Annotated in this window: 16 protein-coding genes; 8 read left to right on the top strand and 8 right to left on the bottom strand. The window is 69.7% G+C overall.

What is annotated here, in order from left to right:
• The first annotated feature begins 3 nt into the window (after positions 1-3).
• Positions 4-2271 carry a 5-methyltetrahydropteroyltriglutamate--homocysteine S-methyltransferase gene (metE, locus tag NS4_RS12270; protein WP_063059635.1) on the top strand — a complete coding sequence of 756 codons (2268 nt, stop codon included), beginning with the start codon at positions 4-6 and terminating at the stop codon, positions 2269-2271.
• Between the two features lie 270 nt (positions 2272-2541).
• On the opposite strand, the gene recG is transcribed toward metE, so the two are convergent.
• Positions 2542-4800, bottom strand: coding sequence for an ATP-dependent DNA helicase RecG (gene recG, locus NS4_RS12265; protein ID WP_063059634.1), 2259 nt, complete (start codon positions 4798-4800; stop codon positions 2542-2544).
• Positions 4801-4848: 48 nt separating this feature from the next.
• Positions 4849-6606, bottom strand: coding sequence for a DAK2 domain-containing protein (locus tag NS4_RS12260; protein WP_439955779.1), 1758 nt, complete (start codon positions 6604-6606; stop codon positions 4849-4851).
• 324 nt (positions 6607-6930) lie between these two features.
• Here NS4_RS12260 and rpmB point away from each other — a divergent pair, with 324 nt between their 5' ends.
• From rpmB to NS4_RS12245, 3 genes are all read left to right on the top strand, one after another.
• Positions 6931-7122, top strand: a complete 192-nt coding sequence (gene rpmB, locus NS4_RS12255; protein WP_011210730.1) for a 50S ribosomal protein L28 — start codon at positions 6931-6933, stop codon at positions 7120-7122.
• Positions 7123-7224: 102 nt separating this feature from the next.
• The gene (locus NS4_RS12250) at positions 7225-7743 is read left to right on the top strand and encodes a GNAT family N-acetyltransferase (RefSeq protein ID WP_084487144.1); all 519 of its coding nucleotides are present in this window, start codon (positions 7225-7227) and stop codon (positions 7741-7743) included.
• A 39-nt stretch (positions 7744-7782) separates the two neighbouring features.
• Entirely contained in the window at positions 7783-8568 is a 786-nt protein-coding gene (locus tag NS4_RS12245) for an enoyl-CoA hydratase/isomerase family protein (RefSeq protein WP_063059633.1), read from the top strand.
• 67 nt (positions 8569-8635) lie between these two features.
• Here NS4_RS12245 and NS4_RS12240 read toward each other — a convergent pair whose 3' ends face one another.
• Genes NS4_RS12240 through NS4_RS12225 form a run of 4 tightly spaced genes read right to left on the bottom strand, consistent with a single transcriptional unit; the run spans position 8636 to position 11553 of the window.
• The gene (locus tag NS4_RS12240) at positions 8636-9499 is read right to left on the bottom strand and encodes an alpha/beta fold hydrolase (RefSeq protein WP_063059700.1); all 864 of its coding nucleotides are present in this window, start codon (positions 9497-9499) and stop codon (positions 8636-8638) included.
• A gap of 50 nt (positions 9500-9549) precedes the next feature.
• Entirely contained in the window at positions 9550-9789 is a 240-nt protein-coding gene (locus NS4_RS12235) for a hypothetical protein (protein ID WP_063059632.1), read from the bottom strand.
• A 37-nt stretch (positions 9790-9826) separates the two neighbouring features.
• Complete coding sequence (locus tag NS4_RS12230) at positions 9827-10510, bottom strand: uracil-DNA glycosylase (RefSeq protein WP_063059631.1); 684 nt, start codon at positions 10508-10510, stop codon at positions 9827-9829.
• Positions 10511-10521: 11 nt separating this feature from the next.
• A complete protein-coding gene (locus tag NS4_RS12225; RefSeq protein WP_245665311.1) occupies positions 10522-11553 on the bottom strand; it encodes a thiamine-phosphate kinase in 1032 nt (343 codons plus the stop codon).
• A 231-nt stretch (positions 11554-11784) separates the two neighbouring features.
• Here NS4_RS12225 and NS4_RS12220 point away from each other — a divergent pair, with 231 nt between their 5' ends.
• Positions 11785-12378 carry a DUF3515 domain-containing protein gene (locus NS4_RS12220; protein WP_063059630.1) on the top strand — a complete coding sequence of 198 codons (594 nt, stop codon included), beginning with the start codon at positions 11785-11787 and terminating at the stop codon, positions 12376-12378.
• A gap of 6 nt (positions 12379-12384) precedes the next feature.
• Here the strand turns inward: NS4_RS12220 and NS4_RS12215 are convergent, their stop codons facing one another.
• Together NS4_RS12215 and NS4_RS12210 are read right to left on the bottom strand one after the other, a co-directional pair.
• On the bottom strand, positions 12385-13500 hold the full coding sequence (locus NS4_RS12215) for a D-alanine--D-alanine ligase family protein (RefSeq protein ID WP_063059629.1): 1116 nt from the start codon (positions 13498-13500) through the stop codon (positions 12385-12387).
• Positions 13501-13555: 55 nt separating this feature from the next.
• Entirely contained in the window at positions 13556-14551 is a 996-nt protein-coding gene (locus NS4_RS12210; protein WP_063059628.1) for an NAD(P)H-dependent glycerol-3-phosphate dehydrogenase, read from the bottom strand.
• A gap of 30 nt (positions 14552-14581) precedes the next feature.
• Here NS4_RS12210 and cofC point away from each other — a divergent pair, with 30 nt between their 5' ends.
• From cofC to NS4_RS12195, 3 genes are all read left to right on the top strand, one after another.
• A complete protein-coding gene (gene cofC / locus NS4_RS12205) occupies positions 14582-15271 on the top strand; it encodes a 2-phospho-L-lactate guanylyltransferase (RefSeq protein WP_063059627.1) in 690 nt (229 codons plus the stop codon).
• A gap of 131 nt (positions 15272-15402) precedes the next feature.
• Positions 15403-17586 carry an RNA degradosome polyphosphate kinase gene (locus tag NS4_RS12200; RefSeq protein WP_063059626.1) on the top strand — a complete coding sequence of 728 codons (2184 nt, stop codon included), beginning with the start codon at positions 15403-15405 and terminating at the stop codon, positions 17584-17586.
• Complete coding sequence (locus tag NS4_RS12195; RefSeq protein WP_063059625.1) at positions 17583-18548, top strand: NUDIX hydrolase; 966 nt, start codon at positions 17583-17585, stop codon at positions 18546-18548. The genes NS4_RS12200 and NS4_RS12195 overlap by 4 nt, the downstream gene beginning before the upstream one ends.
• Positions 18549-18776: the final 228 nt, after the last annotated feature.

The following is an 18776-nucleotide window of genomic DNA, read 5'->3' as shown; positions in this document are numbered from 1 at the left end:
ACCGTGACTGTTATTTCGCACCATCCGTTCACCGCAACGGTTCTCGGGCTTCCCCGGGTGGGGCCACGCCGGGAACTCAAACGCGCGACCGAGTCGTATTGGGCGGGCCGGATCGATGCGGCGCAGCTGCACGAGACCGGTCGTGTCCTGCGCCGAAACCAGTTCGCAGAACTGACCGCCGCCGGGCTGGATTCGATCCCCGTCGGCACCTTCTCCTACTACGACCAGATGCTCGACACGGCAGTCCTCCTCGGCGCCCTGCCCGCCCGGGTCGCCGGTATCGCGGATCGGCTGGACCGCTATTTCGCCGCCGCACGCGGAACCGAGTCGGTGGAACCGCTGGAGATGACCAAGTGGTTCGACACCAACTATCACTACCTGGTGCCCGAACTCGGCCCGGACACCACCTTCGGCCTGCATCCGCAAGACCTGCTGGCCCAGGTGGCCGAAGCGATCGAACTCGGCGTGCGGGCCCGGCCCGTGGTCATCGGACCGGTCACCTTCCTGAAACTGGCCAAGAGCACCGGTGGTGCGGCGTTGGACCGGATCGACGAGCTGATCCCGCTGTACCGCGAGCTACTGCCGCTGCTCTCGGACGCGGGCGCGGACTGGGTACAACTCGACGAGCCCGCGCTGGTCACCGATCTCACCGCGGCGGAACTGGCGACGGTCCGACGGGTCTACACCGAACTCACCGCGGCGGCGCGGCGCCCGGCGATGCTGGTGGCCACCTATTTCGGGCATCCGGGCGCCGCGCTGGAGGCCCTGGCCGCCACCGATATCGAAGGGATCGCCGTCGATCTGGTCGCGGGTACCGATGTCGCCGCGGTGGCGGCCGTCCCCGCGTTATCGCACAAACTGCTGGTCGCGGGTGTGGTCGACGGCCGCAATATCTGGCGCACCGACCTCGACGGCGCGCTGTCGACGCTGGCCACGCTGCTGGGCAGCGTGCGGACACTGGCGGTTTCCACCTCGTGCTCGCTGCTGCACGTTCCGTACTCGCTGGCGGTGGAGACACGACTCGACGACACGCTTCGCTCCTGGCTCGCCTTCGGCGCCGAGAAGGCCACCGAGGTGCGCGTGCTGGCCACGGGCCTGCGTTCCGGCACCGAGGCGGTCGCCACGGAACTGGACACCGCCCGCACCGCCGCGGCGAGCCGCCGCGCCGATCCCCGGATCAGCAACGCGCAGGTACGCGCGCGACTGGCCGCGCTGGGTCCGGATGCCGCGCGACGGGCTCCGGCCGAACAGCGCCGGATCCTGCAGCAGGAGCGTCTGCAGCTGCCGCCGCTGCCGACCACCACCATCGGCTCCTACCCGCAGACCGCGGCCATCCGGCTGGCCCGGGCGGCGCTGCGGTCCGCAGAGATCGACCGGGACGAGTACGTGCGACGGATGCGGGCCGAGATCGGCGAGGTCATCGCCCTCCAGGAGGAACTCGGGCTCGATGTCCTCGTGCACGGCGAACCGGAACGCAACGATATGGTCCAGTATTTCGCCGAACAACTGGACGGGTTCGCGGCGACCGATCTGGGCTGGGTGCAGTCCTACGGCACCCGCTGCGTACGCCCGCCCATCCTGTTCGGTGACGTCTCCCGCCCGGCCGCGATGACGGTGGACTGGATAACCTACGCGCAATCGCTCACCGATAAACCGGTCAAGGGCATGCTCACCGGCCCGGTCACCATCCTGGCCTGGTCCTTCGTCCGCGACGATCAGCCGCCGGCGGATTCGGCCCGGCAGGTGGCCCTGGCGATCCGTGACGAGACGGTGGAACTGCAGAACGCCGGTATCCGGATCATCCAGGTCGACGAACCCGCGCTCCGTGAACTGCTACCACTGCGCGAGGCCGAGCAGCAGACCTACCTGGACTGGTCGGTGCACGCGTTCCGGCTGGCGACCTCCGGAGTGGCCGACTCCGTCCAGATCCACACCCACCTGTGCTATTCGGAGTTCGGTGAGGTGATCGACGCCATCGCCGGGCTGGATGCCGATGTCACCTCCATCGAGGCCGCCCGCTCCCGTATGGAGGTGCTGGACGATCTGAACGCCTCGGGCTTCGCCGCCGGCGTGGGACCGGGCGTCTACGATATCCACTCGCCCCGGGTGCCCGGCGTCGAGGAGATCACCGCGTCTTTGCGCGCCGCCCTGAAAGCTGTTCCAGCGCAACGTCTCTGGGTCAATCCCGACTGCGGCCTGAAGACCCGCCGCCCGGCCGAGGTGGAGGCGTCCCTGCGCAATATGGTGGCCGCCGCCCACGGCGTCCGCTGAATTCCCGGCCCGGGCCGCATCGCGCCGGTCCGGGCCGTTCAGCCCTCCAGCTCTTCCGCCCCGGGTTCGCGGCGTTTCGTCCGCCGGGCCACACAGTGCGGGCAGGCCTGCGCCGCCCGCAGCACCGGCCTGATCCGCGCCGGCACGGACGGCCCCCGCCGCACCGACCGGCACCCCTGTCTTTCCTGCATGACGCCAACCCCTTTCCCCTCGGCGATTCCGTTGCCAGGTTTGACGCCGAGCGCCCCGGCACGGTTCCCGTGCTGCCGATCAGGATTTGGCCAGGTACTCCAGGCGTTCGGAATCGACGGCGGCGTGCATCATCGCCGCAAGGCCGGGGTGCCGGGTCAGCCCGGGATCCTGCTCGACCAGAGTGCGGGCCAGTTCCTGGGCGACGGTGATGACCTCGAGATCGTCGAGCAGCGACAGCAGGCGCAACGACCGGGTGGTGCCCGACTGCGCCGCGCCGAGCACATCCCCTTCGCGACGCTGCCGCAGATCGAGTACCGAGAGCTCGAATCCGTCGGTGGTGGCGGCGACGGCCTCCAGCCTGGTCATCGCCGGTCCCCCGGGTGCGGCATCGGTGATGAGCAGGCACAACCCGGGATGTGCCCCACGCCCGATCCGGCCCCGGAGCTGGTGTAGCTGGCTCACCCCGAACCGATCGGCGTCCACGATCACCATCACGGTCGCGTTCGGCACGTCCACGCCCACCTCGACCACCGTCGTACAGACCAGCACATCGATATCGCCGGCATTGAAGTCGCGCATCACCTGGTCTTTTTCATCCGACGGCAGCCGTCCGTGCAGCAGCCCGAGCCGCAATCGCGCGAGCGGTCCGGTGCGCAGGCGGTCGAAGACATCCACCACGGCCTGGGTGGACGGGGCCTCCTTCTCCGCGGCTTTCTTGCCCCGCGGCCCGGAACCGTCCTCGTCGTCACCGATGCGCGAGCACACGACATAGGCCTGCCGGCCCGCGCCGACCTCCTCGGTGATCCGCTCCCAGGCCCGGTCCACCCAGTTGGGATGCACCCGGCGCGGTACCACCTTCGACTGGATCGGCGAACGGCCCCGGGGCAGTTCGGTGAGGGTGGAGGTCTCCAGGTCGCCCAGGGTGGTCATGGCGATCGTGCGCGGAATCGGGGTCGCGGTCATCACCAGCAGATGCGGCGAGAAACCCGTTTTCGCCTTGGCCCGCAGCGCATCGCGCTGCTCCACCCCGAACCGGTGCTGTTCGTCCACCACCACCAGGCCCAGATCGAAGAATTCGACCGTGTCCTGGATCAGTGCGTGGGTTCCGATCACGATGCCCGCGTCCCCGGTCACCGCGGCGAGCAGAGCGGCCCGTTTCGTCGCGGCCGGCATGGAGCCGGTCACCAGCGTCACCGACGTGGCGGTATCGGCCGCTCCCAACTCCCCCGCCTGCCCGAGATCGCCCAGCATCGCCCGCAGCGACCGATAGTGCTGGGCGGCGAGTACCTCGGTGGGCGCCAGCAGTGCGCACTGCTGACCCGCGTCGATCACCTGCAGCATGGCGTGCAACGCGACGATTGTCTTACCCGAACCCACCTCGCCCTGCAGCAGCCGGTGCATGGGCTGTTCCCGGGACAGATCCCCGGAGATCTCGCCGATGACCCCGCGCTGGCCCGCGGTGAGTTCGAAGGGCAGCCGCTCGTCGAAGGCGGCGACGATACCGTCCCCGCGCAGCGGGCAGGCCCGGGCCGTACGGCCCGCCACCTCGTGCCGGCGTTCGGCGAGGACCAGCTGCAGCGCCAGAGCCTCGTCGAAACGCAGCCGCTCCCGGGCACGCTCGATATCGGAGGTGTGTTCGGGCAGGTGGATCAGGCGCAGCGCATCGCCTACCGGCATCAATTCCCGTTCGTCGCGCACCTGCGCGGGCAGCGGGTCGGCGAGCGGGTCGAGCTGATCGAGAATCTGCCGGACACAGGCCAGGATCTCCCAGCTCTGCACCTTCGCCGTGGCCGGATAGACCGGGATGAACTCACGATCGAAGAAGGACATGTCCACCCCGTCGGCGCCCTTGGCGCTCTGCGCGATTCCACGCAGGTCACCCCCACCGCGCACGGTGGTCAGGGTCGGCTCCTCGTCGTCGGCCTCCGGCAGGATCAGATAACCCGGATGGCTGAGATTCCACTGACCGGGGCGCCAGTAGTTGACCGTGCCCGACATCATGGCCCGGACACCCTGGCGCACCGCGTATTTCACCTTGTCGCCGTTGAAGAAGGTGACATCCACACCGCGCCCGCCGCCGGTATCGAGCACCACCTTCAGCAGCGACCCCCGCCGCTGCCGCATCGGCCGCAGATCCGCCTTGGTGACCCGCCCGATCACCGTGATGTGCGCCCCGTCCTCCGGCGCCTCCTCGGTGAGCGGCTGCCCTTGGGTGGCGTAGCGCAGCGGATAGTGGCGCAGCAGATCTTCCACGGTGTGCATATCGAACGCGTCCGCCAGCGACGCGGCGGCCTTCGCGCCGAGCAGATGGTCGAGCCGGTCGCTCAGTGTCGCCATCGCGCTACTCCTGTCCCCACGGCCCGCGGCTGCGGGTCCGGCGGATACTCATTCCACACCGATCTGTATCAGGTCGCCTTGCTGGCCTCCGGCATACACCGTGACCTCCACACCGGGGAACGTGGCACCGATATGGCGCGCGAGGTCGTCGGCGAGCCCGTCCGGCGCGTGCGCGCCGACCAACAGGGTCACCAATTCACCGCCCAGCCCGAGCATCCGGTCCAGCAGGGTCTGCGCCGCGGCCCGGGTATCCCGGTCGATCACCACCACATCGTGGCCCACGAGACCGAGTCCGTCGCCGGGCGCGCAGGTCCCGACCATGGTGAGCGCTCGTCCACGGGCGCGGCGCAGCGCGCCCCAGCGGGTGCTCGCGGCCGCCTCGGACATGGTGAAGGCATCGTCCACGGCGATGCGGGCCCGGTCGTGCACCGCCAGGGCCGCGAGGCCCTGGACCATGCTGGCGCTGGGCAGCAGCAGCACGTCGCGATGCGCGTCACGCGCCGCCGCACCCACCGCCACCAGTTCGTGGGCCGGTAGCGCGCCGTTGGGAAGTACCAGCACTTCCCGATGCGGAAGCTGCCGGATGGCGGCGAGCAGCACTGCCGACTCCAGCGTCCGTTCGGCGTTCAGCACCACCGCGCCCCCCGTTTCGAAGAGCGACGCGGCACCGGCACCGGCCGCGACGGCGAGCACCCCACGATCGGCGGGTTCGCCGGTGCGCCCGCTGATCTGCCGGGCGGCCCGGTCGTGCACCGGCCGGCTGTCCGCCGCCTCGCGCACCCCGGTGGCCACGGCGCCACCGGCGCGCGGACCGCCGTGCCCGGCGGTCCCGTGGCCGCAGTCCTCGATCAGGTGCTCGATACGGATTGCGACCGGGCGGCCCACGGCGAGCCCGGCCTCCACCGCCGCACCCGCGTCCGCGCAGTGCACATGTGCCGACCAGCCACCGGCGCCGTCGGCGGCCACCACCACCGAATCGCCCAGTGCGGCGAGCCGCGCACGCAGTTCGGCGGCGAGATCCGGGTGAGCCCCCTCGATCCGGTACATGACCTCGTAGCGCCGCGCCGATTCGGCCCGGGCCGACGGCGTGCGCAACCCCGCGGCCGGGTATGCGGCCCGCACCGGGCTCTCGCCGGTCACCACGGTGACCAGCTCGTCCAGCAGTACCAGCAACCCGCGGGCACCGGCGTCCACCACTCCGGCGTCGCGCAGCACCGCCAACTGGTCACGGGTGTCCTCCAGCGCCCGCGCCGCCGCGTCGGCGCCGGCGCGCACCACCGCCGCCAGTCCGGGCTCGACGCAGCGGTCCGCCGCGGCCCCCGCCCGATCGAGAACCGTGAGGATGGTGCCCTCCACCGGATCGCTCAGGCTTCCGCGGACCAGTGCGGCCGCCCGCGCCAATGCGACCCGATAGGTCAGTTCGGTCAGCCCGCCGTCCACCGTCGCGTCCGCGATACCCCGCAGTACCTGGGACACGATGATGCCGGAATTGCCCCGCGCTCCGGCGGTCGCGCCCCGGGCCAGTGCCGCGGCCACCGGATGGGCGGCCGGCCCCTCCGGCTCTCCCGCGGTGCCCGATGTCGAGTTGTCCGCTTCCGCGACGGCGGCGCGCATGGTCGCCAGGAGGTTGGTGCCGGTATCGGCATCCGGTACCGGGAAGACGTTGAGCGCGTCTATCTCCGCGCGTCTTTCTTCCAGCGCGGTGACGCAGAGACGACCCCAGGCCAGAAGTTCGGCCCCGCCCAATCCGCCGTGTGCGGAACCGATGGCCGGCGAATCGCCGCGCACCTGCCGGGTTTCGGGCACCGTCACCTCGTTCCTCGTCGTCGCACAAGTCGAACGCCAGGTTAGCGGCCGCTCCCGACACCGCGACCCGGACCGGGCCGCGGCGATATGGTGTCTCGGTCGGGTCGGTGGTTCGGCCGCGGTGTGATCGATCGGCCCCGGTTTGGTGGATCGCAGCGGGTCGGGCTACCCTTGCAGGGTTGCCTGGCGCGGCCGTTATCGGCCGGCGCTCTCCGATGGTCATCGAATCCGCCGATGCTCGTCGGCGGGCATGACGACATTGACCAGGATCGACCGCTGTACCGGTGGCTGGTCCCCCATGATGACATGAAGGAGTTCGCGACTATGGCTGCCGTCTGCGACGTCTGCGCCAAAGGCCCCGGCTTCGGTAAATCGGTCTCGCATTCGCACCGGCGCACCAACCGTCGCTGGAACCCGAATATCCAGACCGTGCGGGCGCAGGTCGCCCCGGGCAACACCCGCCGGATGAACGTGTGCACCTCCTGCCTGAAGGCGGGCAAGGTGGTCCGCGGCTGATCACCGGGTAACCGGTTTCTCAGTTCTTCGATACGACCTCGCCCCGGCTCCACCACAGGAGCCGGGGCGAGGTCGTATCGCTTTCCGGCGAAGGAGCAGCAGATGAGTAGCCGAGCCGGTGATCCGCGCAGCGCGGACGCCCCCTGGACGCTCACGGCGCTGCGACCCGCCCATGCCCGGGCCCTGGCCGCCTGTCATATCGCCTGCTGGCGCGAGGCCTATCGGGGCCTGGTTCCCGACCATGTGCTGGCCGCCTTCGATCTCGATCGGCGCGCCGCGAACTGGGAGCGCATCGCCGGCCACCACCGCGGGCGGATCCTGGTCGCGGAATCGGGCGACGATATCGCCGGGTTCGTCCATTACGGCCCGCCCCGCGACGCCCCCGCGGTCGCCGAGCGGGAGCTGCAGGCCATGTACGTCCGCGCCGAGTGGTACGGCAGCGGGCTGGCCCGGGCCCTGCTGGATGCGGTATTCGAACCGGAGCGCTCGTGTTCGCTGTGGGTCTTCGAAGACAACCCCCGGGCCCGCGCCTTCTACACCAAATACGGTTTCGTCCCCGACGGCACCGCGCGGGCCGAGCGTTTCGCCACGGCCACCGAGATCCGCATGGTGCGGCCGTAGCGATATCCCGGCGCGGCCGCGCGCAGTAATGTCGCGGCCATGAGCACCGAAGCCGAATACGTCCGCATCGACGACGGGGTCCTGGAGATCACCCTGTCCACCGCAGCCAAGGGCACCTCACTGGATTTCGCCGGGGTCGCCGCGGGCACCGCCGCCCTGGCCGACCCGGGATCGGATATCGGTGCCGTACTGCTCACCGGCGCGGGGCCCAATTTCTGCGCCGGTGGCGATGTGCGCGATTTCGCGGCGGCGCCCGACCGCGCCGCACACCTGTACCAACTGGCCGATACCCTGCACGTTTTCGTCCGGGCGCTGGACAGCGCGCCGGTGCCGGTGGTCGCCGCGGTCCACGGCTGGGCCGCCGGCGCCGGGATGAGCCTGGTCTGTGCCGCCGATATCGCGATCGGGGGCCCCGGTACCCGGATGCGCCCCGCCTATCCGGGGGTCGGACTCAGTCCCGACGGCGGTATGTCGTGGACGCTGCCCCGGCTGGTGGGTGCGGCCAAAGCCCGCGAGATCCTGCTGACCGACGCCGTACTCGATGCCGCCGAGGCCCAGCGCCTCGGGATTCTGGCGCGTATCGCCGGCAGCGACGAGACAGTCCGCGACGACGCCCGCGAACTCGCCCGCACTCTGGCGCGCGGACCACGCGCGAGCTACGCCTCGATCCGGACGCTGCTGAGCCGGTCGGCCACCGCGACCCTCGGCGAGCAACTGGACGCCGAACGCGATGCGATAGGAGCGGCCGCGGGCAGTCCGACCGGTCGTGAGGGTGTGGACGCGTTCCTCGCCAAACGCACCCCGGACTATTCCGGACCGAGCTGACCGTCCGCGGCCGCGCGGGGCCGGATTCGCGCCGCCCGCCGTCCGTGGCGGGCTCGGCCGGTCCCGGTCAGCGAGCCCGTGTGACGAACTTCGCGACCGCCTCGGTGAACGCGTCGTTGTCGTCGCCGGCGGCCGTATGTGCGGCATTGCCGATTTCGACCAGCTCGGCATGCGGGACCAGCTCGAGGAACTCCGCGGCACCCGCGGCGCTCACCACATCCGACTGCAGCCCCCGCACCAGCAGGACCGGAATATCGAGTGCCCGTGCCGCGCCCTCCAGGGTGCGGGCCATCTCGTCGGGGTCGGCGGCTTTGTCGCCGAGAATGCCCGGATCCCAGTGCCAGTACCAGCGACCTTCACGTTTGCGCAGGTTACGCAATAGTCCCGCGTTGGATTTCGGCCGAGGTCGGTGCGGGAGATAGTCGGCCACGGCGTCGGCGGCCTCCTCCAGGGTGGCGAACCCGTCGGGATTCTTGCTCAAGAAGGTGAGCACGCGGTTGACGCCTTCGGGCTCGGGCCGGGTGACGATATCCACCAGGACCAGCGCGCCGATCGCGTCGCCGCCCGGGGCCGCGGTGGCCAGCAGACCGGTGATCCCGCCCATACTGGCACCGACCACCACCACCGGGCCACCGCCCAGCTGGTCCAGAACCGCGAGTACATCGCCGACCATGGCCTCGTAGCGGTAGTCACGATCGAAGGCCCATTGGCTGTCACCGTGGCCGCGCGCGTCCAGCGTGACCGCCCGGATCCCCGCCGCGCCGAGCTGGGCACCGGTCTGTTTCCAGGAATGCCGGGTCTGGCCGCCGCCGTGCAGGAAGAGCACGGCCGGGCCGTCCGGTGGGCCGTACTGGTCCGCAACGAGCTCGATCCCGCCCCGGCCGCGTAACCGCAGCTGGACGGGATCGAGCAGATTGTTCGCATTACTCACGATTTTCAGCATCGCAAATATGCGGGCGTTACGCCGTACGAACCGGCGAATCAGCAGTCCAGGTCCATGGCGCTCAGGGTCCGCTGGAAGAGGCAGGCGCCTTTGGCGTTCACCGAGGCCGAAATCGTGGACGAGCCGCTCGAGGTGAAATCCTCGGCGATCGGGGCCGCGGGCTCGGTCGCCGGACTCATCGGTTCCAGAGTCAGCGGGGCCGCTCCGGCCGTCGCTCCGGCCGCCCCCGTCAGGGCGGCGCCCAGCGCGAGCGAGGCGGTGATGCCGCGCAGTTTCATGGTGTGCTCCTCTTCTTGTTTCTCGTTCGACGCCCACTCAGGGCAGGCGCCAGTCCACCGGCTCGGCGCCGAGTTCGTCCAGCAGTTCGTTGACCCGGGAGAACGGACGTGAGCCGAAAAACCCTCGTGATGCCGACAGCGGTGACGGATGCGCGGATTCGATACTGGGCACCTCCGCCGCGGCCAGCGCCGGTTTCAGCGAGGCGGCGTCCCGGCCCCACAGCACTGCCACCAGCGGCTCGTCGCGCGCCACCAGGGCCGCGATCGCCTGCTCGGTGACCTTCTCCCACCCTTTGCCGCGATGGGAGGCCGGTTTGCCCGGCGATACCGTGAGGACCCGGTTCAACATCAGCACACCCTGGCGCGACCAGGGGCTCAGGTCGCCGCAGCTCGGGGTGGGATGGCCCAGGTCCTTGGAGTATTCGGCGAAGATGTTCGCCAGACTGCGGGGTACCGGCGAAACATTCGGCGCCACCGAGAAGCTCAGTCCCATCGGGTGACCCGGAGTGGGATAGGGGTCCTGGCCGACGATCAGCACCCGGACGGCCTCGAACGGTTCCTGGAAAGCACGCAGCACATTCTCCCCGGCGGGGAGATACCCGCGGCCCGCGGCGTTCTCGGCACGCAGGAATTCGCCCATCTCCGCAATACGGTCGGCGACCGGATCCAGTGCCTTCGCCCAGCCCGGATCGATGATTTCCACGAGTGGTTTCGTGCTCATGACCGCACAACCTATCGTGAGTGGCCGACATTCGCCGAGTCCGTCCCGGAGAATGCTTCCCAGCCCTGCGGACCGCGGTACCGCGCGCCGTCCACGGTCACCCCCTGACCGGCCTCGATTTCGCCGATGACGGTCCATCCGGGTGGCACCGGCGACCCTGACGGCCAGACGCCGGCGAACACATGATCCTCACCCCCGGTCAGAATCCATTGCCGCGCATCGATTTCCAGGAAAGTCGCGCACTCCTCGAGTTCGGTATCGCGTAACGCCGCCGAACGCACATCGATGGCGACTCCGGAAGATTCGGCCAGATGCCCGATATCGGCGAGAAGCCCGTCGGAGATATCGGTGAGCGCCACCGGCGGATGCGCCCCGGTGACGGCGGCACGAACGAGGTCGTAGGCAGGTCGCGGGGCACGGTGCGCGGCCACAGCCGTCGCCGCACCCGGACCGGACTCCGGCGAGTGCCCGCCCACGAGTACGGCGTAACCGGCCGCCGACCAGCCCGGCCGCCCGGCGATCGCGAGGAGCCCACCGGGCCGCGCACCGGATCGGGTCACCGGTTCTTCGCCCAGCGGGTCACCGAAAGCCGTCACCGAAATCACCACCTGCGGACTGCGCACGATATCCCCACCGGCGACCGAGCCTCCCGCCCGTGTCGCCTCCGCCCAGAACCCGTCCGCGAGGCCGGTCACGAAATCCACCGGGGTCCGTTCCGGTACCCCGAGGCCAACCACGTAGCCGACCGGTTCGGCGCCCATCGCGTAGATATCGGCGGCGTTCTGGGCGATCGCCTTACGGCCGACGTCCTCGGCGGGCGACCAGTCCAGCCGGAAATGCCGGTCCTCGATCAACATATCGGTGCTCACCACGTAGCGCCCACGCGCCGCCGCCAGCACCGCCGCGTCGTCGCCGGGGCCCAGCTGCACGGCGGGCCCCTGTTCCCGGCCCGCGTTGATCCGGGCGATGAGGGCGAATTCGCCCACCTCGCGCACTGTGGGTCCTGTACTGATGGTGGGACCTTCCTCACTCGCTGCTGCCACCGACGGCACCGGCCGCCGCCTCGCCGGCCCGGACAACGCCGACCGTGTATCCACCGGCGGAACGCCGCTCCGCCGCACCCCCGACGACGCGGCTCCCCGATCCCGCGCGCCCGGCCGGTACTTCGCCGCTCCCCGCACGACGGTACCCTGTGCCCGGTGACCAGGCGCGGCGGCCGGGACCCCGCATGCGCCCCGCCCACCGCGTACGCGCTGACGAAAGGACCGCCGAGGATGCCGGGGACATCGCCGGACGACGACACCGATACCCCGGACAGCAGCGGCGCCGAGCGTAGCGGATATTCGCCCGCGCTCATCGCGACCGCGGTCGCGCTGCCGATCGCGGTGCTGATCGGCGTGGTGGTCGCGGCGGTCATCGCCGCGCGCACACCGGTCGAACGCGAACCGCTGGCACTGGGCCCGGTTCCGGCGCCCGCGGCCGACGGTTCCGCCTGTGCCACCCTGCTGCCCGCACTGCCCGCCGACCTCGGCGAATACACCCGCGCCACCCTCGTCGAACCGGTGCCGCCGGCGACGACGGCCTGGCAGCGGCCCGAAGGCGGTGAACCGATCGTGCTGCGCTGCGGACTCGACCGCCCCCTGGAGTTCAACCGGGCGTCCCCGTTACAGATGGTCGACGATGTGCAGTGGTTCGAGGTCCGCGACGACGCGGCCGCCACGGCCACCTGGTTCGCGGTGGATCGCGAAACCTATATCGCCCTCACGGTTCCCGACGGGTCCGGCCCGACGCCCCTGCAGGCGGTTTCGGATACCCTCACCGCGCAGCTGCCGGCCCGCCCGATCGACCCGGGCGAACTGCCGAACTGAGCCCGGTCACCGCAGCCCGGTACCGCGGGCGAGGGCCGTTTCCACGAGCGTGGTCAGCAGTTTTCCGTAACCGACCCCGGTCTCGTCCCACATCCGCGGATACATCGAGATCGGGGTGAATCCGGGCATGGTGTTGATCTCGTTGATCACCGGGCCGTCCTCGGTCACGAAGAAATCGACGCGGGCCAGACCCTGGCAGTCCAGCGCGCGGAAGGCACGTACCGCGAGCGCGCGGACCTCGTCGGACACCTCGTCGTCGAGTTTGGCCGGTACATCGAATTCGCAGACGTCGTCGAGGTATTTGGTGTCGAAATCGTAGAAGGCCGGCCCGGGTTTCTCGCCGGCGTCGGCATCGGCGAGATCCTCGGGCATCTTGATCTCGGCGAGCACACTGGCTTCCACCCGGCCGTCCGGGAATTCCAACACCCCGCATTCGACCTCGCGGCCCACGATGCCCGCCTCCACGATCACCTTCGGATCGTGAGCGCGTGCGGCGGCGACAGCGGCGTCCAGATCGGCCCAATCGGTGACCTTGGTGATCCCGATCGAGGAACCACCGCGCGCCGGTTTCACGAACACCGGCAATCCCAGCCGCTCCCGCTCCGCGGAGGTGACGGTCGCGGTTCCCGGCCGCAACACCACCTGCACACCGACCGGCAATCCGTCGGCGGCGAGGAGTTTCTTGGTGAACTCCTTGTCCATACCGGCCGCGCTCGCCAGCACCCCCGGCCCCACGTAGGGGATACCCGCCAGTTCGAGCATGCCCTGCACGGTGCCGTCCTCGCCGAACGCACCGTGCAATACCGGGAACACCACATCGATGGCTTCCAGGGCGGTGTGCGGATCGTCCAGCGCCACCAGTGTCCCGGCTCGGCTCGGGTCCGCGGCCAGCATGAGTTCCCGGCCGCCGCCGGTGACCGAGGGCAGGGTACGGTCGTGCCGGCCGAGTTCGGCGGCGTCGCCGCCGGCCAGCACCCAGGTGCCCTCCGGGGTGATCCCGATCGGTACCGCGTCGAAACGCGCCGGATCGAGGTTCCGCAGCACAGCACCGGCCGACACACACGACACCGTGTGCTCGTTGCTGCGTCCGCCGAAGACTACGGCCACCCTGATCCGGTTCATGACCGAACCGTACCCTGCCGGGGCACCCGCCAACCGTGCCGGACCACCGGTGTGGCTATTCCGGTTTTATCTGTCGGCCCAGCAGCTTCTCCACTGCCGTCTGCACCGCCAGTCCTTCGTGGCACACCTGGTGCACGGCCTCGGTGAGCGGCATCTCGACATTCTTCGCCGCGGCCAGTGCGCGCACCGAGGTGCACGATTTCACCCCTTCGGCGACCTGGCCGTGTGTCGCCTCCTGTGCGGCCTGCATGGACCCACCGCTACCGAGGACCTGCCCGAAGGAGCGGTTCCGGGACAACGGCGAGGTACAGGTCGCGATGAGGTCCCCGACGCCGGCCAGCCCGGCCAGGGTCACCGGTTCGGCGCCCAGCGCCACACCGAGCCGGATGATCTCGGCCAGCCCCCGGGTCATCAGCCCCGCGAGGGAGTTGTCGCCGAAACCCATTCCCGAGGCGATCCCGCAGGCCAGGGCGATGACATTCTTGCAGGCGCCGCCGAGTTCGCAGCCGATCACATCGGTGTTGGTGTAGGGCCGGAAGTAACCGGTCACGCAGGCGCGCTGCACCGCGGCGGCCCGTTCGGCATCGGCGCAGCCGATCACCGTGGCCGCGGGCTGCCCGGCGGCGATCTCCTTGGCCAGGTTGGGGCCCGACAGTACCGCGATCCGGTCCGGCGCGGCACCGCTGACCTCGGCGATCACCTCGCTCATCCGCAGCAGGGTGCCGTTTTCGATCCCCTTGGCCAGACTCAGCAGTGTGGCGTCGGAGCCGATGGCCGGTGACCAGATCTTCAGATTCGCGCGCAGTGATTGCGACGGCACCGCGAGGACCACGATATCGGCGCCGTCGAGGGCCCGCGCGTAGTCGTCGGTCGCCGCGACCGGCGGCAACTGCACTCCCGGTAGGTAATAGGGGTTGCGGTGGTCGGTGGCCAGCGCCTCGGCGACCTCGGGCCGGCGCGCCCAGATGGTCACCTCGGTTCCCGCCTCCGCCAACACCTTCCCGAATGCCGTGCCCCACGATCCTGCACCCAGTACCGCCGCCCTCGTCATCAGCCCAATATGCCATGACAGGATGGGGCCATGTGCCCGCACACCGTGCACGCCGTCATCGCGGTGAAAACCCTGGAAAGCGCCAAGAGCCGGCTGGCCGGGGTCCTGGCCCCCGCTCAGCGGTCCCGGCTGGTCCTGGCCATGCTGACCGATACCGTGCGCGCGGCCGCGGCGGCCCCGGAGATCGCCTCGATCACCGTGGTCACCCCCGATCCCGTGGTCTCCCGCGCGGCCCGCGCGCTCGGCGCCACCGTCCATCCCGAACCCCGCAGTGCCACCACCGACCCCGATCCCCTCAACACCGCCCTGTCCACCGCGGCAGCGGCGCTACGGGTACGGCACGGCGAGGTGACCGTCCTGGCCCTGCAGGCCGACCTGCCGGCCCTGCGCACGCCGGAACTGTCCGCGGTCCTGGCGACCGCCCACCGCACCCGCGCGTTCGTGGCCGACCACGGGGGCACCGGTACCGCGGCGCTGCTGGCTCCGGCCGGTACCGCGCTACGGCCCAGGTTCGGGCGGGATTCGGCGCGTCACCACCACGACGACGGCGCGGTCCGGCTGCACGGGGACTGGCCCGGCCTGCGCCACGATGTCGATACCGCCGAGGATCTGGCGGCGGTGCAGGCACTGGGGACCGGCCCCGATACCGCCGCGCTGCTCGCCGAACTCGGCTGGCCGGCTCCCGTCCGCGAAGTGGTCTCCCAGGTGTGTCAGGCGTAACTCCGCCATCGCTGCGCCCGTGCGCGGCCGGTGGTCGTGACCCGATCGGCCGCGCCAACGGGCAGCCGCCACCGCGTGAACTCGAGATAACAGTCATCTACGGCATATGCACCATGGCCGGTTCGTAGGGAATGATCGTAGGCGTGAGCGATACGGAAACCATCAAGCAGCAGCAGGTGCTCCCGACCCCGCCTCCGGCCGCCACCCCGATCCCCGCCGGCGGGACCGCACCACGTTTGCCGGCCGATCGCTACCTGAACCGGGAGTTGAGCTGGCTGGATTTCAACGCCCGAGTACTGGCCCTGGCCGAGGACAGTTCGCTGCCGTTGCTGGAACGCGCGAAATTCCTGGCGATCTTCGCCTCGAACCTCGACGAGTTCTACATGGTCCGCGTCGCCGGTCTCAAACGCCGCGCCGAAACGGGGCTTTCGGTGCGGTCGGCCGACGGCCGCACGCCGAACGAGCAACTGGCCCTCATCGCGGCCGGCAGTCAAGATCTCGCGGTCCGGCACGCCGAGGTCTTCCTCACCGAAGTGCTCCCGGCGCTCACCGCGGAGGGTATCGAGATCATCGATTGGGCCGACCTCGACGACGCCGAACGGGAACGACTGTCGGCGCATTTTCAGGATCAGGTCTTCCCCGTACTGACCCCGCTGGCCGTCGACCCGGCCCATCCCTTCCCCTACATCAGCGGACTGAGCCTGAATCTCGCGGTGACCGTCCAGGACGAGAGCACCGGTGGCGAGCATTTCGCCCGGGTGAAGGTCCCCGACAATGTGGACCGCTTCGTCCGAGTGCGCCGACCGGGACCCACCGGCGGCGGTATCGCCGCGTTCCTGCCGATGGAAGCCCTCATCGCCGCGCATCTGGATCAGCTGTTCCCCGGTATGACCGTGGTGGAGCACCATTCGTTCCGCATCACCCGCAATGCCGATTTCGAGGTCGACGAGGATCGCGACGAGGACCTGTTGCAGGCGCTGGAGCGCGAACTCGCCCGCCGCCGCTTCGGTTCCCCGGTCCGGCTCGAGGTTTCCGACGATATGACCGAGCACATGCTCGATCTGCTGCTGCGCGAGCTCGAGGTCGATCCCGCCGACGTCATCCAGGTCCCCGGGCTGCTGGATCTGTCCTGCCTGTGGCAGGTGTACGGGGTGGACCGGCCGAACCTCAAGGACGCACCCTATGTGCCCGCGACGCCGCCCGCGTTCGGCGAACGGGAAACACCGCGCAATGTGTTCCAGGCGCTGCGTGAGGGCGATGTACTGGTGCACCACCCCTACGATTCGTTCTCCACCAGTGTGCAGCGTTTCATCGAACAGGCCGCCGCCGATCCGCAGGTGCTGGCCATCAAGCAGACCCTGTACCGGACCTCCGGCGACTCCCCCATCGTGAACGCCCTCATCGATGCCGCCGAGGCGGGCAAACAGGTGGTGGCGCTGGTGGAGATCAAGGCCCGGTTCGACGAGCAGGCCAACATCAAATGGGCGCGCACCCTGGAACAGGCGGGCGTGCACGTGGTCTACGGCCTGGTCGGGCTGAAGACCCACTGCAAGACCTGCCTGGTGGTGCGCCGCGAGGGTTCCACCATCCGGCGCTACTGCCATATCGGCACCGGGAACTACAACCCCAAGACCGCCCGCCTGTACGAGGATGTCGGATTGCTCACCGCGGCACCCGAAATTGGTGCCGATCTGACCGATCTGTTCAATTCACTCACCGGCTACTCCCGTAAATCGGACTACCGCAACCTGCTGGTGGCCCCGAACGGTATCCGCGCCGGGATCATCGCCCGGATCGAACGGGAGATCGAACTCGCCGGCTCCGGTGCCGAAGCCGGAATCCGGTTGAAGGCCAATGCGCTGGTCGACGAGCAGATCATCGACGCGCTCTACCGCGCCTCCCAGGCGGGGGTGCCGGTGCGAATCGTGGTGCGCAGTATCTGCGGGTTGCGGGCGGGGGTTCCCGGAATGAGCGAGAACATCGAGGTCCGCTCCATTCTGGGCCGCGTACTCGAGCATTCCCGGATCCTCAACTTCCGGGCCCAGAACGAGTTCTGGATCGGCAGCGCCGATATGATGCACCGCAATCTGGACCGCCGGGTGGAGGTCATGGCCCAGGTGAAGGACCCCAGGCTGTGCGAGCGGCTGGACGATATCTTCGAATCCGCCCTGCACCCGATGACGCGATGCTGGGTGCTGGACGCCGACGGCAACTGGAAATCCAGCCCCGGCCGGGACGGTGCCGAGGGTGACGGTGTCGAAGTCCGCGATCATCAGGTGGCGCTCATGCGACTACGCCGTCCGGATCAGCAGTGAACGATACGCATACCCCGCCGGCCTATCCGGATCCCCGGACAGCACCCAATATCCACGCGGCGGGCACCGTGTTGTGGCGGCACGCATCCGGTTCCGCGGGCGGTATCGAGATCGCGGTCATCCGGCGCCCCAAATACCAGGACTGGTCGCTGCCCAAGGGCAAACTCGATCCCGGCGAGTCGCCGGTACTGGCCGCGTTCCGGGAAACCGAGGAGGAAACCGGACTCCGGCCCCGGCTGGGCCGCTATCTCGGCAAAGTGACCTATCCTGTCACCGGGCACCGCAAGATGAAACGGGTCGACTACTGGGCCGCCGAGGTCGTCGACGGGAAATTCAGCGCCAACAGCGAGGTCGACGAACTCACCTGGTGCTCGCTGGACACGGTGATGTCGGAGCTGTCGTATCCGATGGACCGCCAGATCGTGCGAGCGTTCACCCGGCTCCCCGCCGACACGCACACCGTGCTGCTGGTGCGCCACGCCAAGGCCGGACGACGCGACCGCTACAAGGGTCCCGACGAACAGCGCCCGCTGGAACTGGCCGGCTATCGGCAGTCGCTGGCGCTGGTCCCGAATCTGCTGGCGTTCGGCGCGCAGGACATCTATTCGGCCGAACCGCTGCGCTGTGTGCAGACGGTGGCGCCGCTGGCCGAGGAACTCGGCGTCGATGTGGAGATCGAACCGCTGCTGGGCGATATCGGCTACGCCGCCGATCCCGACAAGGCCCGGGACCGGATCCGGTCGCTGGTCTCGGCACAGCGTGTCCGGGTGCTGTGCAGCCAGGGCGACACCATTCCGGACCTGGTCCGCTGGTGGGCGGCAAAGGACGGCATGCGGTTGTCACCCGCGCGGACCCGTAAGGGGTCGGTCTGGGTGTTGTCGTTCGCGGGAGAGCGGCTGGTGGCCGCCGATCACCTCGACCGTTCCCTGTCGGTCGATACCGCGCCCGCGGTCACCGCGTAGGACGCGCGCCGAGGCCGGCGCCGTGCAGCAGAGACGGCTACGCCCCCGGGGGTTGCCCGGGGGCTCGTCCGTCCGGCGTTCCGGTTGTGTGGATCTGCGAGTCGCCGAGTCGTCACACCACCCACTGACTCGCTGACGAGAACCGATCGGGAGGTCTCGTGCCGTCCGCAGGTGCGAGCACGCACCCGGGATCCGGCGAAGTCGAACGATGCGGCGGAGCCGCACGGG

Source organism: Nocardia sienata NBRC 100364 (genome assembly GCF_001613205.1).
GTDB classification, from domain to species: Bacteria; Actinomycetota; Actinomycetes; order Mycobacteriales; family Mycobacteriaceae; genus Nocardia; species Nocardia sienata.
Note: the sequence above shows the minus strand (reverse complement) of the source record. Positions and strands in the feature narration are given on the sequence as shown.